At 71.8% G+C, this 24,445-nt stretch carries 21 protein-coding genes; 9 read left to right on the plus strand and 12 right to left on the minus strand.

The window, feature by feature from the left end; genetic code table 11:
- Window positions 1–19: 19 nt before the first annotated feature.
- Genes zwf through pgl form a run of 3 tightly spaced genes read left to right on the plus strand, consistent with a single transcriptional unit; the run spans window position 20 to window position 3,251 of the window.
- Window positions 20–1,549 carry a glucose-6-phosphate dehydrogenase gene (gene zwf / locus CDO52_RS18740; RefSeq protein ID WP_017618095.1) on the plus strand — a complete coding sequence of 510 codons (1,530 nt, stop codon included), beginning with the start codon at window positions 20–22 and terminating at the stop codon, window positions 1,547–1,549.
- Window positions 1,546–2,472: a glucose-6-phosphate dehydrogenase assembly protein OpcA gene (locus tag CDO52_RS18745; protein ID WP_094932856.1), complete on the plus strand. Its 927-nt coding sequence runs from the start codon at window positions 1,546–1,548 to the stop codon at window positions 2,470–2,472. Before zwf ends, CDO52_RS18745 begins: the two co-directional genes overlap by 4 nt.
- Window positions 2,469–3,251, plus strand: a complete 783-nt coding sequence (pgl, locus tag CDO52_RS18750) for a 6-phosphogluconolactonase (RefSeq protein ID WP_017618093.1) — start codon at window positions 2,469–2,471, stop codon at window positions 3,249–3,251. Before CDO52_RS18745 ends, pgl begins: the two co-directional genes overlap by 4 nt.
- Before the next feature lie 82 nt (window positions 3,252–3,333).
- Here the strand turns inward: pgl and CDO52_RS18755 are convergent, their stop codons facing one another.
- Window positions 3,334–3,750 carry an ArsR/SmtB family transcription factor gene (locus CDO52_RS18755; RefSeq protein WP_017618092.1) on the minus strand — a complete coding sequence of 139 codons (417 nt, stop codon included), beginning with the start codon at window positions 3,748–3,750 and terminating at the stop codon, window positions 3,334–3,336.
- A 120-nt stretch (window positions 3,751–3,870) separates the two neighbouring features.
- On the opposite strand from CDO52_RS18755, the gene CDO52_RS18760 reads away from it, so the two are divergent.
- Entirely contained in the window at window positions 3,871–4,863 is a 993-nt protein-coding gene (locus CDO52_RS18760; RefSeq protein WP_017618091.1) for a TIGR03620 family F420-dependent LLM class oxidoreductase, read from the plus strand.
- A 4-nt stretch (window positions 4,864–4,867) separates the two neighbouring features.
- Here the strand turns inward: CDO52_RS18760 and CDO52_RS28850 are convergent, their stop codons facing one another.
- The 3 genes from CDO52_RS28850 to CDO52_RS18775 form a co-directional block, all read right to left on the minus strand.
- Window positions 4,868–5,158 (minus strand): GNAT family N-acetyltransferase, encoded by a 291-nt coding sequence (locus CDO52_RS28850; protein WP_232524247.1) that lies wholly within the window; start codon window positions 5,156–5,158, stop codon window positions 4,868–4,870.
- Between the two features lie 855 nt (window positions 5,159–6,013).
- Window positions 6,014–7,636 carry a solute symporter family protein gene (locus tag CDO52_RS18770; RefSeq protein WP_051060696.1) on the minus strand — a complete coding sequence of 541 codons (1,623 nt, stop codon included), beginning with the start codon at window positions 7,634–7,636 and terminating at the stop codon, window positions 6,014–6,016.
- A gap of 74 nt (window positions 7,637–7,710) precedes the next feature.
- Window positions 7,711–8,160, minus strand: a complete 450-nt coding sequence (locus CDO52_RS18775) for a DUF485 domain-containing protein (protein ID WP_026125684.1) — start codon at window positions 8,158–8,160, stop codon at window positions 7,711–7,713.
- 414 nt (window positions 8,161–8,574) lie between these two features.
- Between CDO52_RS18775 and CDO52_RS18780 the strand changes: the two genes are divergently transcribed.
- Entirely contained in the window at window positions 8,575–9,528 is a 954-nt protein-coding gene (locus tag CDO52_RS18780; protein ID WP_026125683.1) for a nucleoside hydrolase, read from the plus strand.
- Between the two features lie 97 nt (window positions 9,529–9,625).
- On the opposite strand, the gene CDO52_RS18785 is transcribed toward CDO52_RS18780, so the two are convergent.
- On the minus strand, window positions 9,626–10,081 hold the full coding sequence (locus CDO52_RS18785; protein ID WP_017618086.1) for a DoxX family protein: 456 nt from the start codon (window positions 10,079–10,081) through the stop codon (window positions 9,626–9,628).
- 357 nt (window positions 10,082–10,438) lie between these two features.
- Between CDO52_RS18785 and CDO52_RS18790 the strand changes: the two genes are divergently transcribed.
- Window positions 10,439–10,729 (plus strand): hypothetical protein, encoded by a 291-nt coding sequence (locus CDO52_RS18790; protein ID WP_017618085.1) that lies wholly within the window; start codon window positions 10,439–10,441, stop codon window positions 10,727–10,729.
- A gap of 349 nt (window positions 10,730–11,078) precedes the next feature.
- Complete coding sequence (locus CDO52_RS18795) at window positions 11,079–12,590, plus strand: amino acid permease (RefSeq protein ID WP_017618084.1); 1,512 nt, start codon at window positions 11,079–11,081, stop codon at window positions 12,588–12,590.
- Between the two features lie 189 nt (window positions 12,591–12,779).
- Here CDO52_RS18795 and CDO52_RS18800 read toward each other — a convergent pair whose 3' ends face one another.
- From CDO52_RS18800 to hutH, 6 genes are all read right to left on the minus strand, one after another.
- A complete protein-coding gene (locus CDO52_RS18800; RefSeq protein WP_017618083.1) occupies window positions 12,780–13,880 on the minus strand; it encodes a GNAT family N-acetyltransferase in 1,101 nt (366 codons plus the stop codon).
- 248 nt (window positions 13,881–14,128) lie between these two features.
- On the minus strand, window positions 14,129–15,340 hold the full coding sequence (gene hutI / locus CDO52_RS18805) for an imidazolonepropionase (protein ID WP_017618082.1): 1,212 nt from the start codon (window positions 15,338–15,340) through the stop codon (window positions 14,129–14,131).
- A gap of 136 nt (window positions 15,341–15,476) precedes the next feature.
- Window positions 15,477–16,889: a formimidoylglutamate deiminase gene (locus tag CDO52_RS18810; RefSeq protein WP_094932857.1), complete on the minus strand. Its 1,413-nt coding sequence runs from the start codon at window positions 16,887–16,889 to the stop codon at window positions 15,477–15,479.
- A gap of 300 nt (window positions 16,890–17,189) precedes the next feature.
- Window positions 17,190–18,482: an allantoate amidohydrolase gene (locus tag CDO52_RS18815; RefSeq protein WP_017618079.1), complete on the minus strand. Its 1,293-nt coding sequence runs from the start codon at window positions 18,480–18,482 to the stop codon at window positions 17,190–17,192.
- A 133-nt stretch (window positions 18,483–18,615) separates the two neighbouring features.
- Complete coding sequence (hutU, locus tag CDO52_RS18820) at window positions 18,616–20,307, minus strand: urocanate hydratase (protein ID WP_017618078.1); 1,692 nt, start codon at window positions 20,305–20,307, stop codon at window positions 18,616–18,618.
- 42 nt (window positions 20,308–20,349) lie between these two features.
- Entirely contained in the window at window positions 20,350–21,894 is a 1,545-nt protein-coding gene (gene hutH, locus CDO52_RS18825) for a histidine ammonia-lyase (protein WP_094932580.1), read from the minus strand.
- Between the two features lie 257 nt (window positions 21,895–22,151).
- On the opposite strand from hutH, the gene CDO52_RS18830 reads away from it, so the two are divergent.
- Complete coding sequence (locus CDO52_RS18830; protein ID WP_094932581.1) at window positions 22,152–22,919, plus strand: IclR family transcriptional regulator; 768 nt, start codon at window positions 22,152–22,154, stop codon at window positions 22,917–22,919.
- Window positions 22,920–23,229: 310 nt separating this feature from the next.
- Window positions 23,230–23,889, plus strand: coding sequence for a class I SAM-dependent methyltransferase (locus CDO52_RS18835; protein WP_232524249.1), 660 nt, complete (start codon window positions 23,230–23,232; stop codon window positions 23,887–23,889).
- Window positions 23,890–23,985: 96 nt separating this feature from the next.
- Here the strand turns inward: CDO52_RS18835 and CDO52_RS18840 are convergent, their stop codons facing one another.
- Entirely contained in the window at window positions 23,986–24,357 is a 372-nt protein-coding gene (locus CDO52_RS18840; RefSeq protein ID WP_017618074.1) for an RNA polymerase-binding protein RbpA, read from the minus strand.
- Between the last annotated feature and the right edge of the window lie 88 nt (window positions 24,358–24,445).

Below are 24,445 nucleotides of genomic sequence, written 5' to 3' on the forward strand. Positions count from 1 at the left end.
ACACGTGAAAGAACCGGTGATGCCGGGAGCGATCCCGAACCCGCTGCGCAACTTCCTCGACCGGCGGTTGCCTCGCGTCGCCGGGCCGAGTGTGCTCGTGCTGTTCGGAGTGACGGGCGACCTCGCCCGCAAGAAGCTGCTTCCGGCCATCTACGACCTCGCCAACCGCGGACTGCTGCCGCCGGGCTTCGGCCTGGTGGGCGTGGCCCGCCGGGACTGGCAGGACGAGGACTTCGCGCGGCTGGCCCACGACGCGGTGCGCGAGCACGCCCGCACCCCCTTCCGGGAGGACGTGTGGCGCCAGCTCAGCCAAGGCGTCCGCTACGTCCAGGGCGAGCTGCACGACGACGCGGTGTTCGACGAGCTGGCCCGCACCGTCCGCGAGCTGGACACCCAGCGGGGCACCGGCGGGAACTACGCGTTCTACCTGTCGCTGCCGCCCAAGCTGTTCCCGACCGTCGTCACGCAGCTGAAGCGCTCCGGCCTCGCGGAGTCGGACAACGACGCGTGGCGCAGGGTCATCATCGAGAAGCCCTTCGGCCACGACCTGCAGAGCGCCCAAGAGCTCAACGCGGTCGTCGACGACGTGTTCCCGCCCTCGGCGGTCTTCCGCATCGACCACTATCTGGGCAAGGAAACCGTCCAGAACATCATGGCGCTGCGGTTCGCCAACACTCTCTTCGAACCGCTGTGGAACCGCAACTACGTCGACCACGTGCAGATCACCATGGCCGAGGACATCGGCGTGGGCGGCCGGGCCGGGTACTACGACGGCATCGGCGCGGCGCGCGACGTCATCCAGAACCACCTGCTGCAGCTGCTGGCGCTGGTGGCGATGGAGGAGCCGGTGTCCTTCAACGCCGACGCGATCCGGATGGAGAAGGAGAAGGCGCTGTCGGCGGTGACGCTGCCGCCCGATCTCGCCACCGGGACCGCGCGCGGTCAGTACGCCGGAGGCTGGCAGGGCGGCGCACAGGTGTCGGGCTACTTGGAGGAGGACGGCATCCCGTCCGACTCCATCACCGAGACGTACGCCGCGATGAAGTTGGGCGTGAACTCGCGGCGCTGGGCGGGCGTGCCGTTCTACCTGCGCACCGGGAAGCGTCTGGGGCGCCGCGTGACCGAGGTGGCCCTGGTCTTCCAGCGCGCGCCGCACCAGGTGTTCAGCCAGACCGACGTGGAGGACCTCGGCCAGAACGCGCTGGTCCTGCGTATCCAGCCGGACGAGGGGGTCACCCTGCGCTTCGGCTCCAAGGTCCCGGGCGCGGCCATGGAGGTGCGCGACGTGACCATGGACTTCGCCTACGGCCAGTCGTTCACCGAGTCGAGCCCGGAGGCCTACGAGCGGCTCATCCTCGACGTCCTCATCGGCGATCCGCCGCTCTTCCCGCGCCAGGAGGAGGTCGAGCTGTCCTGGAAGATCCTCGACCCGATCGAGGAGTTCTGGGCCAAGAACGGCCGCCCGGAGGCCTACGGCGCGGGCACCTGGGGCCCGGCCTCAGGGCACGAGCTGCTCGGCCGCGACGGCCGCCAATGGAGGAGACCATGACGCTCTACCTGCCGCGCACCACGACCTCCCAGATCTCCGAGGAACTGGCCGCCGAGCGGCACAGCGTCGGCGGCGGGGCGATGAGCATGGTGCTGACCCTGATCATCGTCACCGACGAGGCCGACCACTACGACGCCGTGCGCGCCGCCACCGAGGCCGGGCACGAGCACCCGTCGCGCGTCATCGCGCTGATCCGCCGCGACCCGGACGCCGAACCCGCCATCGACGCCGAGATCCGCCGCCCCGGTACGGCCGGCCCCGGCGAGGCACTGCTGCTGCGCCTGTACGGACCGCTGGGCGAGCACCCCGATTCGGTCGTCATCCCGCTGCTGGTGCCCGACGCGCCCGTGGTCGCGTGGTGGCCGGGTCAGGGCCCCACGGATCCGGCGTCGGACCCGGTGGGGCAGATCGCCCACCGGCGCATCACCGACGCGCTGCGCGCCGAGGACCCTGTCAACGACCTGCTGGACCGGATCCGGCACTACCGCCCCGGCGACACCGACCTCGCCTGGACCCGGCTCACCCCGTGGCGCTCGCTGCTGGCCAGCACCATGGACCAGCCGTGCGGCTGGGTGACGGCTGCCGAGGTCACCGCCGAACCGCACTACCCCAGCGCCGAGCTGCTGGCGTCGTGGCTGTCGGACCAGCTGGAAGTGCCGGTGGAGCGCAAGGAGTCCGACGGCCCCGGCATCACCGGCGCCCGGCTCGTCACCGACTGCGGCGACATCGCGATCAACCGGCTCGACGGACGTGTCGCCACGCTGTCGCGGCCCAACCAGCCCGACCAGCAGGTGGCGCTGTCGCGGCGGCACGCCGCCGAGGCGCTCGCCGAGGAGCTGCGCCGCCTGGACGCCGACGAGATCTATGGGAGGACGGCACACCACGTGCGCAGCCGTATGAAGCGAACGGGGGCGACGGCGTGACCACTCCCCGCATCATCGTCCACCCCGACGCCGCCCTGCTGGCCGAGGCCACGGCGGCGCGCATCGTGACCCGCCTGGTCGACGCGCAGGCCGCCCGCGGAACGGCGTCGATCGTGCTCACCGGCGGGGGCGTCGGGATCGCCGTGCTGCGCGAACTCGCCCAGGCCCCGGCGCGCGACGCCATCGACTGGCGGCGCTTGGACATCTGGTGGGGCGACGAGCGCTTCCTGCCCACCGGTGACCCGGAGCGCAACGAGACCCAGGCGCGTGCGGCGCTGCTGGACCACGTCAAGGTCGACCCGGCGCGCGTGCACCCGATGCCGGCCTCCGACGGCCCCGACGGCGCCGTGCCCGAACCGGGAGCGGAGCGCTACGCCGACGACCTGGCGCGGGCCGTCGGCCCCGAGGACCACGCGGGGGTGCCGTCGTTCGATATCTGCCTGCTGGGGATCGGCCCGGACACCCATGTGGCCTCGCTGTTCCCCGAAAAGCCCGCGCTGTATGAGGAGGAGCGGACCGTGGTGGCGGTGCACGGCGCCCCCAAGCCGCCGCCCACCCGTGTCTCGCTGACACTGCCGGCCATCCGCGCCGCCCACGAGGTCTGGATCCTGGCCAGCGGCGAGGGCAAGGCCGATGCCGTCCGCATGGCGCTGGGCGATGGCGGCGCCGTGCAGGTGCCGGCGTGCGGTGCGCGCGGGCGCAACCGCACCCTGTTCCTGCTGGACCACGCCGCCGCGGCCGAGCTGCCCGAGGGCATCGAGGTGCCCGGCGCCCTGTAAAGCCGTAAAGCACGAGCCCGTGAGGCTGTCGGCCCTGCCCCATCCGAACGGAGGAGGCAGGGCCGTCGCCGTTGGGGCGGGTTCACGGCGTCGCGTGGGGGGCGCTCGCGTCGTTCGGGGGTGCGGGGTCCGCACGGACATAGCCCGGATCCGCGCACTCGGCCACGCGCACGTTGCCCTGGCGCCGTCCCTCGGCGACGGCGAGTTCGAGGATCCCGGGAAAGCGACGGTCGCACTCCTCGCGCCGGAGGGCGTTGCGGCGCCGCGTGCCGTCGTCCCACTGGCGCAGAAGCCCGGCCTCGCGCAGGACGCGGAAGTGGCGGGACGCGGCGGACTTGCCGACGGGGAGGTCGAAGGTGCCGCAGGGGGTGCCGGGGTGGTCCGCGAGGACGGCGACGATCCCCAGGCGGACGGGGTCGCTGAGAGCGGCCATCACGGTGGTGAACACCAGTTCATCGGCTCCGGGATGGACGAGCGGGGTGGCGGTGCGGCTGGCCATGGTCTTGAGTATGCCTCAGCTCTCCCCTGATCAGATGTTCGCAATAATGCGAACATGATGTAGCTTCTATGTTCGTAATCTTACGAACATATGCTTCGGCGTCGGGAGAGGCGAACCCACATGAGCGACCAGCACGACCTCGCGGACACACGGGAGCACGGCCAGAACAGCGAACGGGCCCCGTCCGCGGCGCCGCGGGCCCGCCGCGCCGACACCGCCGACCTCAAGCGGCGGCTGGGTCCCATCGGCGTGTGGTTCGGGCACACCCTGGCCGTGGCCCCCGCGGCCACGGTCCGCCAGGCGGCCCGGGAGCTGGAGCGGCTGGGCTACGGCGCCCTGTGGTTCGGCGGCGACGGCCCCGGAACCAAGGAGGCGGTCTCGCAGGCGGCGATCCTGCTGTCGGCCACCGAGCGCACGGTCGTGGCCACCGGCATCGCCAGCATCTGGTCGCGCGACGCCCTCGCCGCCGCCACGGCCGCCACCAGCCTCGCCGAGGCGTGGCCCGACCGATTCCTCCTGGGGCTGGGCGTCAGCCACGCGAAGCTGGTCGCCGCCCGCGGATCCGAGTACCGCAAACCCCTCACGGCGATGCGCTCCTACCTGGACGCGATGGACGCCGTCGACTACCCCGGCGAGCCGCAGCCCGCGCCCGCACCACGCGTCCTGGCCGCGCTGCGCCCCAAGATGGTGGGCCTGGCCCGCGACCGCGCCAACGGCGCGCACACCTACTTCACCACGCCCGCGCACACCGCCCGGGTCCGCGCGACCCTCGGTTCCGAGCCGCTCCTCGCACCGGAGCAGGCCGTGGTCCTCGACACCGATCCGCGGCGCGCCCGTGCCACGGCACGCGGCCACATGGCCCGTTACCTGGCCCTGCCGAACTACGTCAATAGCCTCCGCGAGCTGGGCTGGGATGACGCGGACTTCGCCGACGGCGGCAGCGACGCCCTGGTCGACGCGATCGTCCCCTGGGGCGAGCCCGACACCATCGCCGCGCGCCTGCGGGAGCACCGCGACGCCGGTGCCGACCACGTGGCCGTGCAGCCGCTGGCCGCCACCCTCCCCGAGCAGGTGACCGCCCTCGGTGAGCTGGCGCCGGTGCTGCTCGGATGAGGCCCTAGAGGCGCTGGTACATGATGTGCAGCCCCACGTCACCCTGCTCCGGGTGCTGGAACGCCCCGGGCACGGTCCCGACGATGCCGAAGCCGAGCGAGCGCCACAGGCCGACGGCGCGGGTGTTGGTCTCCACCACCGCGTTGAACTGCATCCCGCGGTAGCCGTCGGCCCGTGCCCGGTCCAGGACGTGGGTGCCCAGGGCGCGGCCGACGCCCTTGCCCGCCCGCCCCGGCGCCACCATGAAGCTGGCGCTGGCGACGTGCGCGCCGGGTCCCGGCTGGTTGGGATACATCGCGGCCGAGCCCACGACATCCCCCGCGCGTCGACGGCGACGACCGTGCGGCCCGGGAACTCCTTCATCCACAGCGCACGCGCCCGGTCCTCGTCGATGTCGCGGGGCCAGGTGAAGGTCTCCCAGCGGCGACGATCTCGTGCAGGAACGGCCAGATCTCCGGCCAGTCGGCGGCTGCCGCGTCTCTGATCAGCATGGTGTCGATAGTGGCGAGGCGCGGCGCCTGGCCGCAACGTGTTTTCGGTACGGAGGGCACTACACCTGGCGGGCTGGGCCAGCGGTGGGGCATCCGCCGCTGGAAGGTTCCGAGGCCGTAACGGGGGCGGCGCCGACGAAGGCAGGGGGTGGGGCGGCCCTGTTGGCCAACGGGTGGGAGGGGCGCCCGGGCGGGAAAGCGCCCCTGGCGCCCCTTTTGTCCGTCCCCACGTTGATCTCGGGATATCGACCGAATATCGGCGAGTATTCGGTCGATATCCCCGAGATCAACGGATTCACCCCGCGCCAACCATGCAAAACCGGACGAAACGCCCACCCCTTCCCACCCCGCCACCCCATCGCAGGCCCGTTCTGGCGACGATCATGGGGATTCTGTCAATTTCCGGCCGTTTCTCGACAGAATCCCCATGATCACCGCGCGGAACTTGTGGCAAACCGGGCATACCCGGCAGCGGATGGCCCTCTATCCGGCTTTCGGGCCGCCCACCCCACCCGCCAGCCGACAAGCGCACCCCGGCACCCCACCACCCTCGGTGCCGCTTTTCCACGGAACACGGATCAGACAACCGCCGACAAGGCCGCCCAGCAGACCCGGCCTCAAGGCCCCAGCCCTCACGTGACCGTGTGCCTCCGTCCCTCCTACTTCACCCCGAGTCCGGTGAGCGCGCGGACCCGCAGTTCCTGGAAGCGGGTGGCGTTGCGCTCGTCGGAGAGCAGGGTCCCGATGATGGCACAGACGAAGCCGAGGGGGATGGCCACCAGGCCGGGGTTCTCCAGCGGGAACACCTGGATGTTGATCCACTCCGGCAGCAGGGACAGGTTCTCCCCCGTGGCCGGGTCGACCTTGCCCGACATCACCGGCGACAACAGCACCAGCAGCAGCGACGTGCCCAGACCGCCGTAGATGCCCCACTCCACGCCCCGGGTGTTGAACCGCCGCCAGAACAGCGACAGGACGATGACGGGCAGGTTGGCCGCGGCCGCGATGGCGAACGCGAGCCCGACGAGGAACGCCACGTTGAGGTTCTGCGCGCGAACCGCCAGCAGGATCGCGAGGACGCCGATCAGCACGGCGGAGAGCCGAGCGACACCGACCTCCTGGGACTCCCGGGGGCGGCCCCACATGAGGATGTGCCCGAAGAGGTCGTGCGCCACCGAGGACGACGACGCCAGGGTGAGGCTGGCGATGACAGCGAGGATGGTGGCCAGCGCGACCGAGCTGATGAACGCGAGCATCACCGCGCCGCCCGCCGGACCCGCGGCGATCTGGCCGAGTTTCTCGGCGAGGAGCGGCACCGCGGTATTGCCGGCGGGGTCCTGGGCGCGAATGCGGTCCGGGCCGACCAGCGCGGCGGCCCCGAAGCCCAGGGCCAGTGTCATCAGGTAGAACGCGCCCACCAGCATGATGGTGCGGTTGACCGACTTGCGCGCGGCACGCCCGTCGGGGACCGTGTAGAAGCGGATCAGGATGTGCGGCAGCGCCGCGGTGCCCAGCACCAGGGCGATGCCCAGGCTGAACAGGTCGAGCTTGTTGATCAGGCTCTGCGTGGGATCGCCCGGGACGTCGACGCCGAAGCGCAGGCCCGGTTCCAGGAAGGCCCGCCCGTGGCCGCTGGCATCGGCCGCGGTGCCCAGCAGCGCGCTGACGTTGAAGTCGAACACGGCCAGCACCATGATCGACATCAGCAGCGTTCCGGCCAGCAGCAGGAACGCCTTGATGATCTGCAGCCAGGTGGCCGCCTTCATACCGCCGTACATGACGTAGACGATCATCAGCAGTCCGACGAAGACGATCGCCCCTGTCTTGGTCTGCGACGCGGTCAGGCCGAGGAAGGTCCCGCCCTCGGCGATGCCCAGCAGGACGGTCACCAGCGCTCCGGCGCCGACCATCTGGGCGAGCAGGTAGAACACGCTGACCGTCACCGTGGACGTGGCGCAGGCCAGCCGGATCCGCATCCGGCGCATCCGGAACCCCGGTATGTCGGCCAGGGTGAAGCGGCCGGTGTTGCGGATCAGCTGCGCCATCGGCAGTACCAGCAGCCACGCCACCAGGAAGCCGATGGAGTAGAGGAAGCCGTCGTAGCCTTGGAGCGAGATCATGCCCGCGATCCCGAGGAATGAGGCGGCCGAGAGGTAGTCGCCGGTCAGGGCGAGGCCGTTCTGCGTGCTGCTGAAGCTGCGGCCGCCAGCGTAGAAGTCGACGGCGGCCCGGGTGGTACGCCGCGCGCGGACGGTGATGGCGAGGGTGACGACGATGAACATGGCGCACAGCAGCAGCGTCCAGAGGTGGGAGACGCCGAAGGTGCGTTCGGGGATCGCGGCGAGTTCGGCGGTGATCACGGGCGTCCCGCCTTCCCGCTGACGGCGGTGGGCACGTCCGCGAGTCCGCTGTCGGATCCGGTGCGGATCTGTTCGGCGATTGGGTCGAGGCGATGCCTCGCGTAGCGCCCGTACGCCCACGCGATGACGAATGTCGAGGCGAATTGCCCGACGCCGACAATGAGCGCGACATTGACCGAACCGATGACCTGATGTCCCATGACGTCACGCTGATACGCGGACATAAATAGATAACCGATATACCACGCCAGAACGATCGACACGAGAATGATCATTTGTGCCATCGAGCGCCTGCGCAGCGTGACGAATTGCGGATTCCATGAGGCGAAGACAGCCGATGCGGTCGCTCCCTGCGCCCGTCCGCGCTGCTCACCACTGCCGCGAAACGACTCCACCTCCCCAACTTCGGGCACCATCCCGGGTTTTCCTTCGAGATAGTCGACCACGATCCTCCCCCAATACGTGGATAGATTCCAGCCATAGCGGACCTGCGGCCCGCTCCTCCCCCCTCGCTTCCGATTCGCCCTCCCCTGGGCGATATCGGCACCGATCGACCTCTGTGCGGAGTGCCTCCCCACACACATCGACACCGATCGGGGTGGTGGAACACGTTATATGCGAATCAGGTTCCGCCGGACCCATATTCGCAAATCGACCGGACAAATTTCCGGGATTCCGGATCATCCGCAGCGCACCACTGGTGACTCCACCGTCGCGGGAACGCCGCGGGAGCGCGACGCGGAGGAGGAACTCGATCACCCTGGGCGAGGGGAGCAGGAACGCGGGGAAAGGGGTGGGATGATCCGGGATGGCACCAGGGTCCGACCCCGACCAACGGATGAACGCATAGAGGAGGCGCGGTGGCGCACGCACCGAGAACGCCCGTGGTGATCGACTGCGACCCGGGCGTGGACGACGCCGTTGCCTTGCTACTCGCCTTCGCCTCGCCGGAGCTGGAGGTGCGCGGCGTGACCACGGTGGCGGGCAACGTGTCCCTGGCCGATGTCGACCGCAACGCGGCCCGCGTGCTCGATCTGACGGGGCTTCCCGAGGATTTCCCCCTGGTGTCGGGGGTAGCCGGTCCGATCGCGCGCCAGCGCCGCATGCGTGATGAGCCCGTCCACGGGCCGGGCGGACTCGGCGGGGTGGACCTGCCCGACTCCCCGCGCCGCCACCGCGAGGCCCACGCCGTCGACTGGCTGGCGGATGAGGCCCTGGCCCGGCCGGGTGAGCTGACGCTGATCGCGGTCGGGCCGCTGTCGAACGTCGCGATGCTGCTGCGCCGCCACCCCGCGGCCGGCGCGGCGCTGCGGGAGATCGTGATCATGGGCGGAGCCGCGTTCGTTCAGGGCAACGTCACCCCGGCCGCCGAGTTCAACTTCTACGCCGACCCCGAGGCCGCCCGGTGCGTTCTGGAGTCGGGTCTGCCGATCCGGGTCGTCGGCCTCGACGTCACGCGCGCGGCGCTGTTTCCGCTGGAGGCCGCCGAGGAGCTGACCGCTCTGTCGGGGACCGCCGGGATCGCCGGACAGCTGCTCAGTGCCTACACGCGTCGCGTCACGGCGGCGTCCGGCGCCACGGGCTCACCCGTGCACGACGCGCTCGCGGTCGCGGCGGTGACGCATCCGGACATCATCGGCTGGGAGAGCGGGTGGGCCACGGTGGAGTGCTCCGGCGAGTACACGCGCGGCGCGCTCGTGGCTGACCTGCGCACCCCCGACCGCGACCGCCCCACCCAGATCGGGCGCACGGTCGACGCCGACCGGTTCGTCCGGCTGCTCAGTGAGCGCCTGGCCGGATACGCGGACGCATAGGTGGGAGATGAGGCGAGGTGGCGGGGCCACCTCGTGCCGGGTGCGCCCACTCGTCGGGCGCACCCGGCAGGGCGGGGCGGGGGCGCGGCCCCGCCCCTCAGACGCGGACCTGCGTGGTCCGCGCGCCCCACGGCAGGAACCGGTCGACGGCGAGGCCGCCGCCGGCGAAGCCGAGCGCGAGCGAGGCGGCACCCATCACCAGCGGAAGCTCGAAGCTGGGTCCCCCCTCGGCCGAGACGAACGGCTGACCCTGCGGGATGTGGACGATGACGATGGCGGCGGCCATCTGGAGCGCCAGCAGCACGCCGGTCACCGGCAGTGCGAAGCCGATCAGCAGCGCGATACCGCCGCCGAGTTCGATGACGATGGCCACGATCGCGGCGATCTGCGGCATCGGGACGCCCATCTGCCCGAAGGCGGCGCCGGCTCCCTCCACCCCCATGCCGAGCTTCTGCAGCCCGTGGATGATGAAGGCGGCGCCGATGGCGATGCGCGCGAGCAGGGTGGTGATGTCGGCCAGCAGGGCCCTCGTCGGCAGAGTCTGTCCTGGCATCGGTCTTCTCACAATCGGTCGGTGTCGGGGACAGGCTCGGGCGGCGATCCACCCGCATCCCCCGGGAACGGAGAATTGCGAGGAAAGAATCTTCCTCGGAAGTTAGATCTTATTCAACGTAGACCACATATAACACGTGTCCCTCGCCACACCGGCGTGACTCATATCCCTTGCCCTACCCCGTTCGCCCGCCCCGGCTCGGCCTTGGACTTCGCTAGGCTTCCGAGGGCGGCACGGTCCGCGCGCTCCGCGCATCCGACCCCGAGAATCGGTCCGCCATACCCCCTACGGACCCTTCGAACACGTGTATGATCTGGGCCAAGTCCCCATACCGACTACCGAAGGGATGCCACCGCCGTGGTCACCGAGGTCTTCACGCTCAAGTACTGCGATCCGCACGCACTCCGCGAGGAGAAGGTCGAGGCGACTGACGTCATCCAGTTCGCCTGGGAGGGCACCGTCCGCGAGGTCGACGCCTGCACCGAGTGCAAGAAGGAGCACGAGACCCGCTACGAGCCGCTGGTCGACTACTCCCGCCCGGTGAAGAAGCGCCGCGCCACCAAGAAGGCCGACGCCAAGGCCGCCGCGGAGCGCTCGGACAACGAACCGTCGGCCGAGGCCTCCACGGAGGACTCCACCGACGCCTGACGCTTCGACCCCGCACGCGAAAGCCGGTGCCGCGCCTACAGCGCGGCACCGGCTTTTGCGTTCTCCGGCCGCCTTCGGCCAGCCGATCCCGCCGCAGCCCCGCCCTCGGGCTCGGGTGAGCAGCGACGACGCGGCCACACCGAGGCAGCATCACGCACATAATTAAGCTCACCTAAACGCGTTCGCCCTATGCAGCCCGGGACGCTTCATCTAGGCTCTCCAATCGCCACGTCTAGCTCACCCATAGCTAAACGGTGTGTATTAGGTCGGGTTAAATCCCCGGTAAGATCACCCGACGTTATTCATCCCAATCGCCCCACAAGGGCCATGAACGGGCACGGAGGCGCTCTTGAGCATTCTGCGCAGTCTCGCGCGCACCAAGAGCATCGAGCAGTCGATCCGGGATACCGATGAGCCCGGTCACCAGCTCAAGAAGGACCTCAACGGGTTCGACCTGATCATCTTCGGCATCGGTGTGATCATCGGTACCGGCATCTTCGTCGTCACCGGACGACAGGCCGCGGAGAACGCGGGCCCCGCGATCGTCCTGGCGTTCCTCATCGCCGGACTCGTGTGCGGGCTCGCCGCCATGTGCTACGCGGAGTTCGCCTCCACCGTCCCGGTGGCCGGCAGCGCCTACACGTTCGGCTACGCGGCGCTGGGCGAGTTCCTCGCCTGGATCATCGGCTGGGACCTGATCCTGGAGTTCACCCTGGCCGCATCGGTGGTCGCGGTGGGCTGGTCCGGCTACGCCAGCGACCTGACCGGCGTCCCCACCTCGTTCGATGTCGGCGGGTGGACGGTGAACGCCGGCGCGATCCTCATCGTGGTCCTCCTCGGCATCCTCAGCACGCTCGGCACCAAGCTCTCCGGGCGGGTGTCGATGGTCATCGTCGCCATCAAGGTCGGCATCGTCCTGCTGATCATCGGCGTCGGCGCCTTCTACGTGAAGGCCGCCAACTGGACGCCGTTCATCCCCGAGCCGCACGCGGTCCCCGCCCAGGAGACCTCGATCGGACACGAGCCACTCACCCACGTGCTGTTCGGCCTGGAGCCGAGCCAGTACGGCCTCTGGGGCGTGATCACCGCCGCCTCGGTCGTGTTCTTCGCCTTCATCGGCTTCGACGTGGTCGCCACGACCGCCGAGGAGACCAAGAACCCCAAGCGCGACATGCCCATCGGCATCTTCGGCTCCCTGATCATCGTGACGATCCTTTACATGGCCGTCTCCGCGGTCATCACCGGCATGCGCCCCTATGCGGAGCTCAACACCCCCGCCCCGCTCGCCGAGGCGTTCCGCGCGGTCGGTGCCGACTGGGCGGCTTCGATCATCTCGCTGGGCGGCGTCATCGGCATCACGACGGTCATCCTGGTCCTCATGATGGGCCAGGCCCGGGTCGGTTTCGCGATGTCGCGCGACGGGCTGCTGCCGCGCGGGCTGTCCAAGTCGCACCCGCGCTTCGGCACGCCCTACGTGATGAACATCGTCACCACGGCCGTCGTCGCCGTCCTCGCCGGGCTGGTGCCGATCGGCACGCTGGAGGAGATGGTCAACATCGGGACGCTGTTCGCGTTCGTGATCGTGTCCGTCGGCGTGATCGTCCTCCGCAGGAACCGGCCGGACCTGCCGCGCGCCTTCCGCACCCCGTGGGTCCCGGTGCTCCCGATCATCGCGGCCCTGGCCTGCGCCTGGCTGATGGTCAACCTGACCGTCGACACCTGGATCCGCTTCCTCGTGTGGATGGTGGTCGGTGTGGCCATCTACCTCGCCTACGGCATGCGCCACAGCCGTGTGGGCCGAGCCGAGCGGGAGGGCGCCGTCACGGCCGAGCCGGCCGGAGGCGGCAGCACCGACGGCTGAGGCTCCGAGCCGCACCGCTCACGCACGGTCGAGAGGCGGGGTCCGCGCCATGGCGCGGACCCCGCCCTCATTCTTCCCGTGTTCCCGTTGTTCTGGTCCCGTCCTTCTGGTCCCGTCGATGTGTCTCTGTCGATGTGTTCCTGTTGTTCCTGTCCGCGCCAACGGGTCGGCGTCCGGCCCGCCCCCGTCTCAGCCCGAGGTGCCGCCGGGCGCTCCGGCCTGGCTCAACAGGGTCATCAGCCGCCCGGGGCGACGCGACGGCACCGTACCGGCGACCGGTAGCCGGGCCTGCACGACGCCCTGCCGCGGCGGGCTCACCGAGGCGCCCAGCCGCCGCATGATGCGCAGCATCGACCGGTTGCCGGGCGTGGTCTCGGCGCGGACCTCGGCGAGCCCCCAGTCGGCGGCGATCGCGGTCAGCGCCCGTGCCAGGGCCGTCCCCACTCCGGTTCCCTGCCAGGCGTCCTCGACGAGGAACGCCATCTCGCCCACCCCCGGGTCGAGCGTGTACATCAGGTGGGCCAGGGCGACGGGTTCTCCGCCCTTGAGCGACCGCGCGGCCAGGGTCAGGCCGCGTTCGGGGTCGCAGAAGACGCCGAGCATCCGCGGGCTGAGCTCGCGCACGCTGGAGAAGTAGCGGCGCCGCGTCGTCTCCGCCGAGCAGCGCAGGTGCAGGCGCTGCAGGGCGGCGGCGTCCCCGGCCCCTACCTGCCAGACGTAGAGGTCGGTGCCGTGGTGGGTGACGACGGCGCCGTCGGTGGGAGCGGGACCCGCCGACGGGAGCACGGAGCGGACCAGCGCGTCGGCGCGCGCCGACTCGGTCCAGGTGAAGGGCCGGTCCTCGCGGCGCAGCCGGACGCCACGCAGCGGGCCGACCGGCACCAGCAGGGTGCTCTCGGGTTCCTCGGGGAACTCGGCCACGGGCTTGGTGAGGTTGGTCCACCGGGCATCGTCGGCGAGCAGGAGCTCGGCGAGTGCCTCGGGCAGGCGGTTGGGTTCGCGCTGCAGCCGCGCGGTGAGCAGGAGGGCGCGGGTGACGTCGTCGCCCACTTCGCGGCGTTCGGCGGGGACGGCGATCACCGAGTCGGTGACGCTGCGCCGACTGACCGAGCGCAGCAGCGAGTGGTGCTCTCCCGGGATGTCGACGATGAACTCGTCGACCACCCCGGCGGCGTCGGCGTGAATGGACAGGCCCACGATGTTGCCGCCGTGGGCGGCCATCGTCTCGACCACCCCGGCGAGCTGACCTGGCCGGTCGTCGACGACCGTTCGGATCCGCCACAGGGTCATGAGCACTCCCTTTACAGATGGGTGCTCCCTACCGCGACACGGCGTTGGATCGGCAGTGGGGAGCACCGACTCGCTCCGAGTCTGCTTACCCTATGTTTCCGGCAGGCTACGGGGCGGTTAGCGTCGACTTCAACCCTGGAATCCCTGCGGCGTCGGGGATTCCGGCCGTGGCGCGGTGCCGCGGACCCGGTGCGGGGAGTGACGTGGAGTGACGGCAGAGACGGGAGAGGTGGGAGTGACGGCCGTCCTCAGGGGCGGCCGCTGACGATCTCCCCGTCCTTCCACACCGCGGCGACCTGGGGGACGCCGGGCCGGTAGGCGAGGTAGATGTGGTTGGGCGCGTCCAGCAGAGCGAGGTCGGCGCGGGCGCCGACGCCGAGGTGGCCCACGTCGCTGCGGCGCAGGGCGCGGGCTCCGCCCGCGGTCGCCGCCCACAGCGCCTCGTCGGGGGTCATGCGCATCTCCCGCACCGCCAGGGCGATACAGAAGGCGATGCTGGAGGTGAAGCAGGAGCCGGGGTTGCAGTCCCCAGCCAGGGCGACCGTGGCACCGGCGTCGAGGAGGGCGCGGGCGTCGGGGTAGGACTGGCGGGTGGAGAAGTCCACGCCGGGGAGCAGGGTGGCGACCGTGCCGTCCCCGCCCTTGGCGGACTGGGCGAGGGCGTCCACGTCGTCGCCGGTCAGGTAGGTGCAGTGGTCGACCGAGGCGGCGCCGAGCTCGACGGCCAGCCGCACGCCCGGCCCTGCGCCGAGCTGATTTCCGTGCACACGCGCGCGCAGCCCCCGCTCCTGTCCGGCGGCGAGGATGCGGCGCGACGCCTCCTCGTCGAACGCGCCGCGCTCGCAGAACACGTCGATCCAGCGCGCGTGCGGGGCGCAGGCGTCCAGCATGGGGCCGGTGACGAGATCGACGTATCCGGCGGGGTCCTCGGCGTACTCCGGGGGGACGATGTGCGCACCGAGGAAGGTGACCTCGTCGGTGAGCCGCCCGGCCACGCGCAGGGCACGCTCCTCGTCGGCGACGCTGAGCCCGTAGCCGGACTTGACCTCCAGCGTGGTGGTGCCCTGGGCGTGTGCCTCCCGCAGCAGGCGGGTCGCGTTGCCCAGCAGGTCGGCGTCGCTCGCGGCCCGCGTGGCGGCGACCGTGGTGCGGATCCCGCCGGCCGCATAGGGCTGCCCGCTCATCCGGGCGGCGAACTCGCGGCTGCGGTCACCGGCGAAGACGATGTGGGAGTGGCTGTCGACGAAGCCGGGGATGACGCAGCGTCCGTCCGCTTCGACGCGGACGTCGGCCTCAGGGGCGCGCGAGGCCGACCCCACCCAGGCGACGCGGCCGCCCTCGATCAGCAGCGCGGCGTCGGCGAGCTCGCCGAGCGGCCCCTCCCCCAGCCCGGGGTCGTTGGTGACGAGGGTGCCGATGCCGTCGATGAGGACGGACGTCGGCGCTGCCGGTGCGGTCATCTGCGGTGCTCCTTCTGTTCGGATCAGTCGGGCTGGTCGGGCCGGTCGAGGGTCGGGGTCGCTTCCGCGTCTTTTCCGTGTCTTTTCCGCGTCTCTTGCGCGCCCGGGCTCCGGGTGCCGCCGGGCTGGGCGTGCGTCAGTGGTGCCGGGAGGCCGACGCGTACAGGTCGGCGATCGCGGCGTCGAGCTCGCGGGCGGTGTCGGGGATGGTCAGGTGCGCGCCATCGCGGACGATCCACCGGCCGTCGGCCATGACGTGCCGGACGTCGGCGGCGGTGGCGGCGAACACGACGGCGTCGCTGGCACGGGCGGGGTCGAGCCCGGCGAGCCGGATGCTGTCCAGGCCGACAGTGACCAGGTCGGCGCGGGCGCCGGGGATGAGCGTTCCGGCCTCGGCGGAGGTCGCGGGGCCCCAGCCGAGGGAGGCGTGCCCGTGCAGGGTGGCGGCGGCCCGCAGGGACGAGAGGGCCAGCGTGCCGCGACGGCCGGTGCGCAGCCGCTCGTGCAGTTCCGCACCGCGCATCTCCTCGAACATGTCGATCTGCGCGTGCTGGTCGGTGCCCAGGGACAGCGCGGCGGGTCCGGTGCCGTCGGCGCACTCGGCCGCCACCAGGTCACCGGTGCGGGCGATGCCGTCGGCGAGGTCCCGCTCGGTGGTCAGGCACAGGCAGACCGTGGCGCGCGCCGCCCGGATGGCGCTGACGTCGGCGTCGGTGAGGTTGGTGGCGTGCACCAGGCTGGTGCGGGGACCGAGCGCCCCGGAGTCGGCGAGCAGGGCGGTGGGCGTGCGGCCGTAGGCGGCCTGGCACGCCGTGTTCTCGGCGCGCTGCTCGGAGACGTGGACGTGGAGGGGCACCTCGCGGGCCTCGGCCCAAGCGGCGACGTCGGGGATCTGCGCGGCGGGGACGGCGCGGACCGAGTGCACGGCCGCGCCGACGCGGGCGTGGTCGCCCTGCGGGCGGAAGGCGTCCACCCGGGCGGCCCAGGCGTCGGCGCCGCCGTCACCGAAGCGCAGCTGCGGACCGTCGAGCGGGGTGTGCCCGCCCTCGGCGGACAGACCGCCGGACAGGTAGCAGGTGTCGAGGACGGTGATGCGGATCCCGGCGTCGGCCGCGGCGGCGACCAGGGCCGCGCCCATGGCGTTGGGGTCGGCGTACGGCACGCCGACCCGGTCGTGGTGCAGGTAGTGGAACTCGCCCACGCAGGTGATCCCGGCCAGCGCCATCTCCGCGTACACCGCGCGGGCGAGCCGGTGGTAGGAGTCGGGGGTGAGCCGGCCGGCGACCTCGTACATCCGCTCGCGCCAGGTCCAGAACGAGCCGCCGTCGCCGTGGGTGCGCCCGCGCAGCGCGCGGTGGAAGGCGTGGGAGTGGGCGTTGGCGAGCCCGGCCATGGTGAGTCCGGGCAGCCGCTCGGCGTCGGCGGGCGCCGCCATGCCGGGCGTGACCGACGCGATCCGGCCGTCCGAGCCGACCTCGATCACCACGTCGGCCTCGACCGGGGCGTCGTCCCCGCCGGTCCAGGCCCACGCGCACCAGTAGCGGCGCACCGCGTCCCGGGGGTGCGCGCGGTGGGCGTGGTCGTCGTGGGGTCTGCCGGAGGTGGGGCTGGGGCTCACGCGTTCCTTGCCTTTCGCGTCATGGTTGGTTTGTGACCGTCCGCGGGGTCGGGCGATCCTCGCGGCGCCGGGTCGGGCCGTTCCGTGTCGGCCGTGAGCGCGCTGGTCCGGCGGCGGGTCATCGTGCTGTGGACGCCGCTCCGCGAGGTCCGGTCCGTTGCTCCGGCTGGCTGGGGCGCTCCCACTGCGGCGGCCTGAGACGTCCACGTCCCGCCACCGCCCCGGACGACGTCACGGGGAGCCCTTCTCCCCCTGCCCCTTCTGCCGCTTCTGCCCCTTCTGCTCCTGGTGCTCCTCGTGCTCCTCTTTCTCGTGGAGCAGGTCGGCCAGGACGTCGGCCAACGCGGTGACGCCCTGGTGGCAGTCATCGGGACGGGCGAACTCCTGCGGGGCGTGGGAGATCCCGCTGGGATTGCGGACGAAGAGCATCGCAGTGGGAACCGAGGCGGCGAGGACTCCGGCGTCGTGCCCGGCTCCGGTGGGGAGCACGGGGGCGGGGGTGCCGTCCGCGCCGATGACCGCGGCGATGTGGTCGCGCAGGGCGGTGTCGAAGTCGACGACGGGGGTGTAGGACTCCTCGTAGCGGGCGTGGAAGACGCTGTGCTCACTCGCGGCGCGTTTGGCGACGGCGTCGACGTGGTCGACGACCGCGTGCAGCGTGGCCTCGTCGGGGGCGCGGGCGTCCAGCCAGGTCCGGACCCGACTGGGGATGGCGTTGGTGCCGTTGGGGGCGACGTGCACCTTGCCGATGGTGGCCACGGCGTCGTGGGCTTCGGCCGCGGCACGCGCGGCCAGCACGGTCTCGGCGAACGGCAGCATCGGGTCCTTGCGGTCGGCCAGACGGGTCGATCCGGCGTGGTCGCCCTGGCCGGAGAAGTCCATCCGCCACCGGCCGTGCGGCCATACGGAGCTGGCGACGCCGACGGCGGAGTCGGTGTGGATGAGCGCGGTGCCCTGCTCGACGTGGAGCTCGATGAACACGCCGACGCGGCCGAGAAGGTCGGGGTCAGCGCCGATGCGGCCGGGGTCGTGCCCGGCCCGTTCCATGGCGCGCTCCCAGGTGACGCCGTCGGCGTCGGTGAGGCCGAGAGCGCGTTCGGGGGTAATGGCCCCGGTGAGCAACCGCGTGCCCAGGCACGGCACACCGAAGCGGGCGCCTTCTTCCTCGACGAAGACGGTGACGGCGAGCGGGCGGGAGGGGCGCACGCCGCGGCGCTTGAGCTCGTCCACCGCCGCCAGCGCGCTGACGACACCGAGCGGGCCGTCGAAGGCGCCGCCGTCCGGAACGGAGTCCAGGTGGGATCCGGTGACGACGGCGTCGGGTCCGGGCTCGCCCCACCACGCCCACAGGTTGCCGTTGCGGTCGGTCTCGACCGTCAGCCCACGGGCGGTCGCGGCCGCGACGAACCACGCGCGCACGTCGGCGTCGGCCTCCCCCCAGGAGAAGCGCCGGTAGCCGCCGGTGGTCCGGTTCCGGCCCAAGGGTTCCAGGTCCGCCCAGAGTTGATCGAAGCCGTCGCTCATGCCCGCCCTCTGTCCTCGTCCTCGCTGGTCATGGATATCGGTGCTGTGCCACATTCGTGGTGCTGTGCCGGACGGCGGTGCCAGGGCTGAGGGGAAGTCGGCCCTGGCACCGCTTCGTCCCGCGGGCGCGGGCCTAGCCCTCGCTCATCGGAACGCGCACACCGTGCCGCCGGGCCACCTCCTGGGCCTCGGGGTAACCGGCGTCGACGTGCCGGATGACGCCCATGGCCGGGTCATTGGTGAGCACCCGCTCCAGCTTCATCGCGGCCAGGTCGGTGCCGTCGGCGACCGTGACCTGGCCCGCGTGGATCGAGCGTCCCATGCCGACCCCGCCACCGTGGTGGATGGACACCCACGACGCGCCGGAGGAGGTGTTGACCAGTGCGTTGAGCAGGGGCCAGTCGGCGATCGCGTCGGAGCCGTCCTTCATCGCCTCGGTCTCCCGGTAGGGGGAGGCCACCGAACCGGTGTCCAGGTGGTCGCGGCCGATCGCGATGGGCGCGCTGATCTCGCCGGAGGCGACGAGCTCGTTGAAGCGCAGGCCCGCGGCGGCGCGCTCGCCCTGGCCGAGCCAGCAGATGCGGGCCGGCAGCCCCTGGTAGGCCACACGCTCCCCGGCCATCCGGATCCACCGGATGAGGTGCTCATTGTCGGGGAAGAGCTCGCAGATGGCCTGGTCGGTGCGGGCGATGTCCTTGGGGTCGCCGGACAGCGCCGCCCACCGGAACGGGCCCTTGCCCTCGCAGAACAGCGGGCGGATGTAGGCGGGCACGAAACCCGGGAAGTCGAACGCGCGGGCGAACCCGGCGGTCTGGGCCTCGCCGCGGATCGAGTTGCCGTAGTCGAACACCTCGGCTCCGGCGTCCATGAAGCCGACCATCGCCTCGACGTGCACGGCCATGGAGGCGCGCGCCCGCTCGGTGAACTCCTCGGGCTTGGCGGCGGCGTAGTCGCGCCACTCCTCGAAGGGCACGCCGACCGGCAGGCAGGCCAGCGGGTCGTGGGCGGAGGTCTGGTCGGTGACGATGTCGATGGGGGCGCCGCGGCGCAGCAGCTCGGGCACCACCTCGGCGGCGTTGCCGAGCAGGCCGATGGACAGCGGGCGGCGGGCGTCGCGCGCCTCGACGGCCAGGCGCAGCGCCTCGTCGATGCTGTCGGTGCGCGCGTCGAGGTAGCGGTGCTCGATGCGGCGGTCGATGCGGCTGGAGTCGCACTCCACCACGATGGCGACGCCGTCGTTCATGGTGACGGCGAGCGGCTGGGCGCCACCCATGCCGCCGAGGCCCGCGGTGAGGGTGATGGTTCCGGCGAGCGTCCCGTTGCCCGGCCCGTCCGAGCCGCCCAGTTTGCGGGCGACCGCTCCGAAGGTCTCGTAGGTGCCCTGGAGGATGCCCTGGGTGCCGATGTAGATCCAGGACCCGGCGGTCATCTGCCCGTACATGGTGAGGCCGAGCGCCTCCAGGCGGCGGAACTCCTCCCAGTTCGCCCAGTCGCCGACGAGGTTGCTGTTGGCGATGAGCACGCGCGGCGCCCACTCGTGGGTGCGCATGATGCCGACGGGGCGGCCGGACTGCACCAGCAGCGTCTCGTCGGCCTCCAGGTCGCGCAGGGAGGCCGAGATGCGGTCGAAGCTGTGCCAGTCGCGGGCGGCCCGGCCGGTCCCGCCGTAGACGACGAGGTCATCGGGGTGCTCGGCGACCTCCGGGTCGAGGTTGTTGTGAAGCATCCGCAGGGCGGCCTCCTGCTGCCAGCCTTTGGCGGAGATCGCGGTGCCGCGCGGGGCGCGCACCGGGCGCGGGCCGGAGGCCGCGTTGTGGGTCGTCATCTTCGTCGATTCCCCTTTCCCCTTCTGGGTCACGTGGGGTTGCTAGGCGAGCGAGGTAACGGATTCGGCCGCCTCAAGGACGGAGCCGTCGGTGATGAGGGCGGCGACCGCGTCGATCTCGGGCGCCAGGTAGCGGTCCGGGCCGGGGCCGGGGACCTGCTCGCGCAGGGTGCGCACCACGGCGCCGGTGGCGGGTGCGGGCAGCAGCGGCGAGCGCAGGTCCAGAGCGCGGGCGGCGGTGAGCAGCTCCACGGCCAGGACACTGGTCAGGCCGTCGATGGCGCGGCGCAGTTTGCGCGCGGCCGACCAGCCCATGGAGACGTGGTCCTCCTGCATGGCCGAGCTCGGGATGGAGTCGACGCTGGCGGGCGCGGCCAGGCGCTTGAGCTCGGAGACGATCGCGGCCTGGGTGTACTGGGCGATCATGTGGCCGGAGTCCACGCCGGGGTCGTCGGCCAGGAAAGCGGGCAGGCCGTGGGACCGCGCGACGTCGAGCATGCGGTCGGTGCGGCGCTCGGCGATGGAGGCGAGGTCGGCGACGCCGATGGCGAGGAAGTCGAGCACGTAGCCGACGGGGGCGCCGTGGAAGTTGCCGTTGGACTCGACCCGGCCGTCGTCCAGCACGACGGGGTTGTCGATGATCGCGGCGAGCTCGCGCATGGCCACGTTGCGGGCGTGGTCGAGGGTGTCGCGCACGGCCCCGGTGACCTGGGGCGCGCAGCGCAGCGAGTAGGCGTCCTGGACCCGGGTGCAGTCAGGGCCGCGGTGCGAGGCCACGATGGGCGAGTCGGCCAGCAGGTTGCGCAGGTTGCGCGCCGAGGACGCCTGCCCGGGGTGGGGACGCAGCTCCTGCAGGTCGGCGGCGAAGACCCGGTCCGTGCCCAGCAGCGCCTCGACGCTCATGGCGGCGCTGATGTCGGAGACGCGGACCAGCCGGTCGAGATCGTGGCAGGCCAGCAGCAGCATGCCGAGCATGCCGTCGGTGCCGTTGATCAGGGCGAGCCCTTCCTTGGCGCCGAGCTCGACCGGGCGCATCCCGGCGCTGTGCAGAGCGGTGTAGGCGGAGGTGACCGTGCCGTCGACGGTGCGGACCTCGCCCTCTCCCATGAGCGCGAGCGCGATGTGGGAGAGCGGCGCGAGGTCGCCGGAGCAACCGAGGCTGCCGTACTCGCGCACGATGGGGGTGATGTCGGCGTTGAGCATGCCGGCGAGGGTCTCGGCGGTCACGACCTGCACACCAGTGTTGCCGGAGGTCAGCGTGCGCAGTCGGAGCAGCATGAGGGCGCGGACGACCTCCCGCTCGACCTCTGCACCGGTGCCCGCGGCGTGCGAGCGGATCAGCGACCGCTGCAGCTTGGCACGCAGGTCGGGCGCGATGTGCCGGGTGGCGAGCGCACCGAATCCGGTGCTCACCCCGTAGGCGGGGACCTCCCCGGCGGCCAGTGCCTGCACCCGCTCGCGCCCTTCGGTCAGGGCCTTGCGCGCGTCGTCGGTGATCTGAACGCGCGCTCCCGCGCGCGCGACGGCGACGACGTCCTGGGGGCTCAGCGGCTCACGGCCAACCGGAATCTCAAGGGTGGTGGACATGTTCCCATTGCACGCCCTTCGCACCATTCTCGCGAGGGGTGACACTCGGGTTGTGTCTGATATTTCAGATGTCCCCGCCGTCGCCCAGTGGGATCGTCACCCCCGGGGCCCGGGGCCCGGGGCACCGGTCTCCGGGCGGGTGGAGTGGGGGCAGGCACGAGGACAGCGGCGGAGAGCCGCAGCGGGGGCGATCCCGATGGCCCGGCTCGACGGCGGATCGACCGAAAGCCGTCGCGCTGCGTGGCAGAATCGCGGCCATGACCCACGTTCCGGCGGCCACCCGGGCACTCCGGTTGCTCAGGTTCCTCGCGACGCGTTCCGGGCCGGTGTCGGCGACCGCCATCGCCTCCGAGCTGAGCCTGCCGCGCTCCAGCGTCTACCAGCTGCTGGAAGCGATGGCCGAGGAAGGGTTCGTCACCCACCTGCCCGAGGAGCACCGCTGGGGGCTCGGCGTGGCGGCGTTCGAGATCGGGTCGGCCTACCTGCGACACGACCCGATGGAGCGCCTGGCCCGCCCCCTGCTGGAGCGGCTCAGCGAGGAGACCGGCGCGACCGCGCACCTCGGTGTGCTGCACGGCTCCGACACGCTCTACCTGCTCAAGGAGCAGCCGCCACACGCACCGACGCTCATCACCGGGGTCGGGGTGCGGCTGCCCGCGCACCTCACCGCCTCGGGCCGGGCGCTGCTGGCCCACCTGCCCCGCGCGCAGGTGCGGGCGCTCTACCCCAACGCCGACAGCTTCGTCACGCGGACCGGTCTCGGCCCGGCCTCCCCCAGCGAGCTGCGCGAACTTCTCGGCCGCGAGCGCAGGCAGGGCTACGCGATCGAGGAGGGCCAGGTGACCGAGGGGTTCTCGTCGGTGGCGGCGGCCGCCTTCGACCACAACGGCGCCCCGGTCACTTCGATCAGCCTCACCATCCCCACCGCGCGCCCGGTCACCCCGGCGGCACTGGCGGGCCGCGCCCGCGACGCCGCCGCCGAACTGACCCGGCGGCTGGGAGGCAAGCAACCGGGGCCGCCCTGACATGAGCGGACACCGTCTCGACCCCCGATGCCCGACGCGCCGCACCCGCTGCCCCACGCGCCCCAACCACGGGGTACAACTGAACCTGAAGCGCGGCGGGATCGCTCCGGCGATCCGCGAGCGGAACGGGGCCGCCGTGGCAGTGGACCGAGACGGGTGAGTGTCATCGACGACACACAGCAGTTCAACGATCTAGCCGAGCTCTACGAGCGCTTCCGGCCCAGCTATCCCGGGCCGCACTGGACCGGATCACCGCCTATGTGCGCGAGGGCACCGCGCGCACGGCAAAGGCCCGGCACTGCTCATCGACGTGGGGGCGGGTACCGGCATCTCCTCCCGCGCGCTGCGGGCCGCCTTCGGCCCGGAGCCCGAGATCGTCGGGGTGGAACCCGGGACGGGCATGCGCACAACAGCCGAATCGGAGCACGGGCCCGGCGGCCCCCGCGAGGCGATGGACATCCGGTTCCGTGAAGGCACCGCCGAGTCCCTGCCCGCGGCGAACGGGACCGCCTCCCTGGTCATGGCGGCGCAGGCGGCGCACTGGTTCGACCGTCCGGCCTTCTACGCCGAGGCGGTCCGCGCGCTGCGCCCCGGCGGAGCGCTGGCGCTGATGGCCAACGACAAGGACTGGGACCGCAGCGCCCTCGTCGACGACTACGAGACGTTCCTCGAACGTCACGGCGACGGGTACTCGCGCCACTACCGGGCCATCGACTTCGCCGGTGAACTGGACCGCGTGGACGGGCTCGGAGACGCCGACGACAGCGCCACGCCCTGGGTGCGGACGCTGGACCCCGACGCCTTCATCGGCCTGGCGATGTCGACCACCATGATGCGACCGGTCGTGCGCCGACTCGGCCACGAGCGGACCTCGGCCGAGCTGCGCGCCCTGCTGGAGCGCCACGGCGCAGCGGACCGGGTCGAGATTCCCTACGTGACCCGGCTGTACCTGCGTCGGCGTCGGCACTGAGCCGGCACGGGACGGGGCCGGATATGACAGCGGCGCACGTCGGTCCTGAACCAACGGGCGCCGTGACGTCTGTATCCGACCCTCGTCGGCTTCGCGTCAGTTGGCGTTGGCCCGCATGTAGGCCTCCACCTCAGCGCGGTCGGCGCGCAGCTTGGCGAGCGCCTCGTCCAGGATGGCCTGGCCCTCCTCGTCGCTGCGGCGCTCCTTCACGTAGGCGAGGTGTGTCTTGTACGGCTCGGTACGCGGCGGGGCCGGGGGGTTGTGCGGGTCCTTCCCCGCGGGGAAACCGCACCGGGGGCAGTCCCACTCCTCGGGTACCTGCGCCTCGTGCGCGAAGCTCGGCACGACCTCATGATTGTTGGCGCAGTAGAACGGAACCCGGATACGCGGCGCGGACTCACCGCGCTCGGCCTCGCCCATGGGACCGGCGCCGACGCGGCTGCCACGGATGGCGCTGCCACTACCCACGAAAAACTCCTTCGGCGGACATACCCCACGACGGGGGACAACGGACACGCGCCCCACACCGCGGCGGGGCGCGTCACACGCACACCCG

The sequence above is a fragment of the Nocardiopsis gilva YIM 90087 genome (genome assembly GCF_002263495.1).
Classification (GTDB): domain Bacteria; phylum Actinomycetota; class Actinomycetes; order Streptosporangiales; family Streptosporangiaceae; genus Nocardiopsis_C; species Nocardiopsis_C gilva.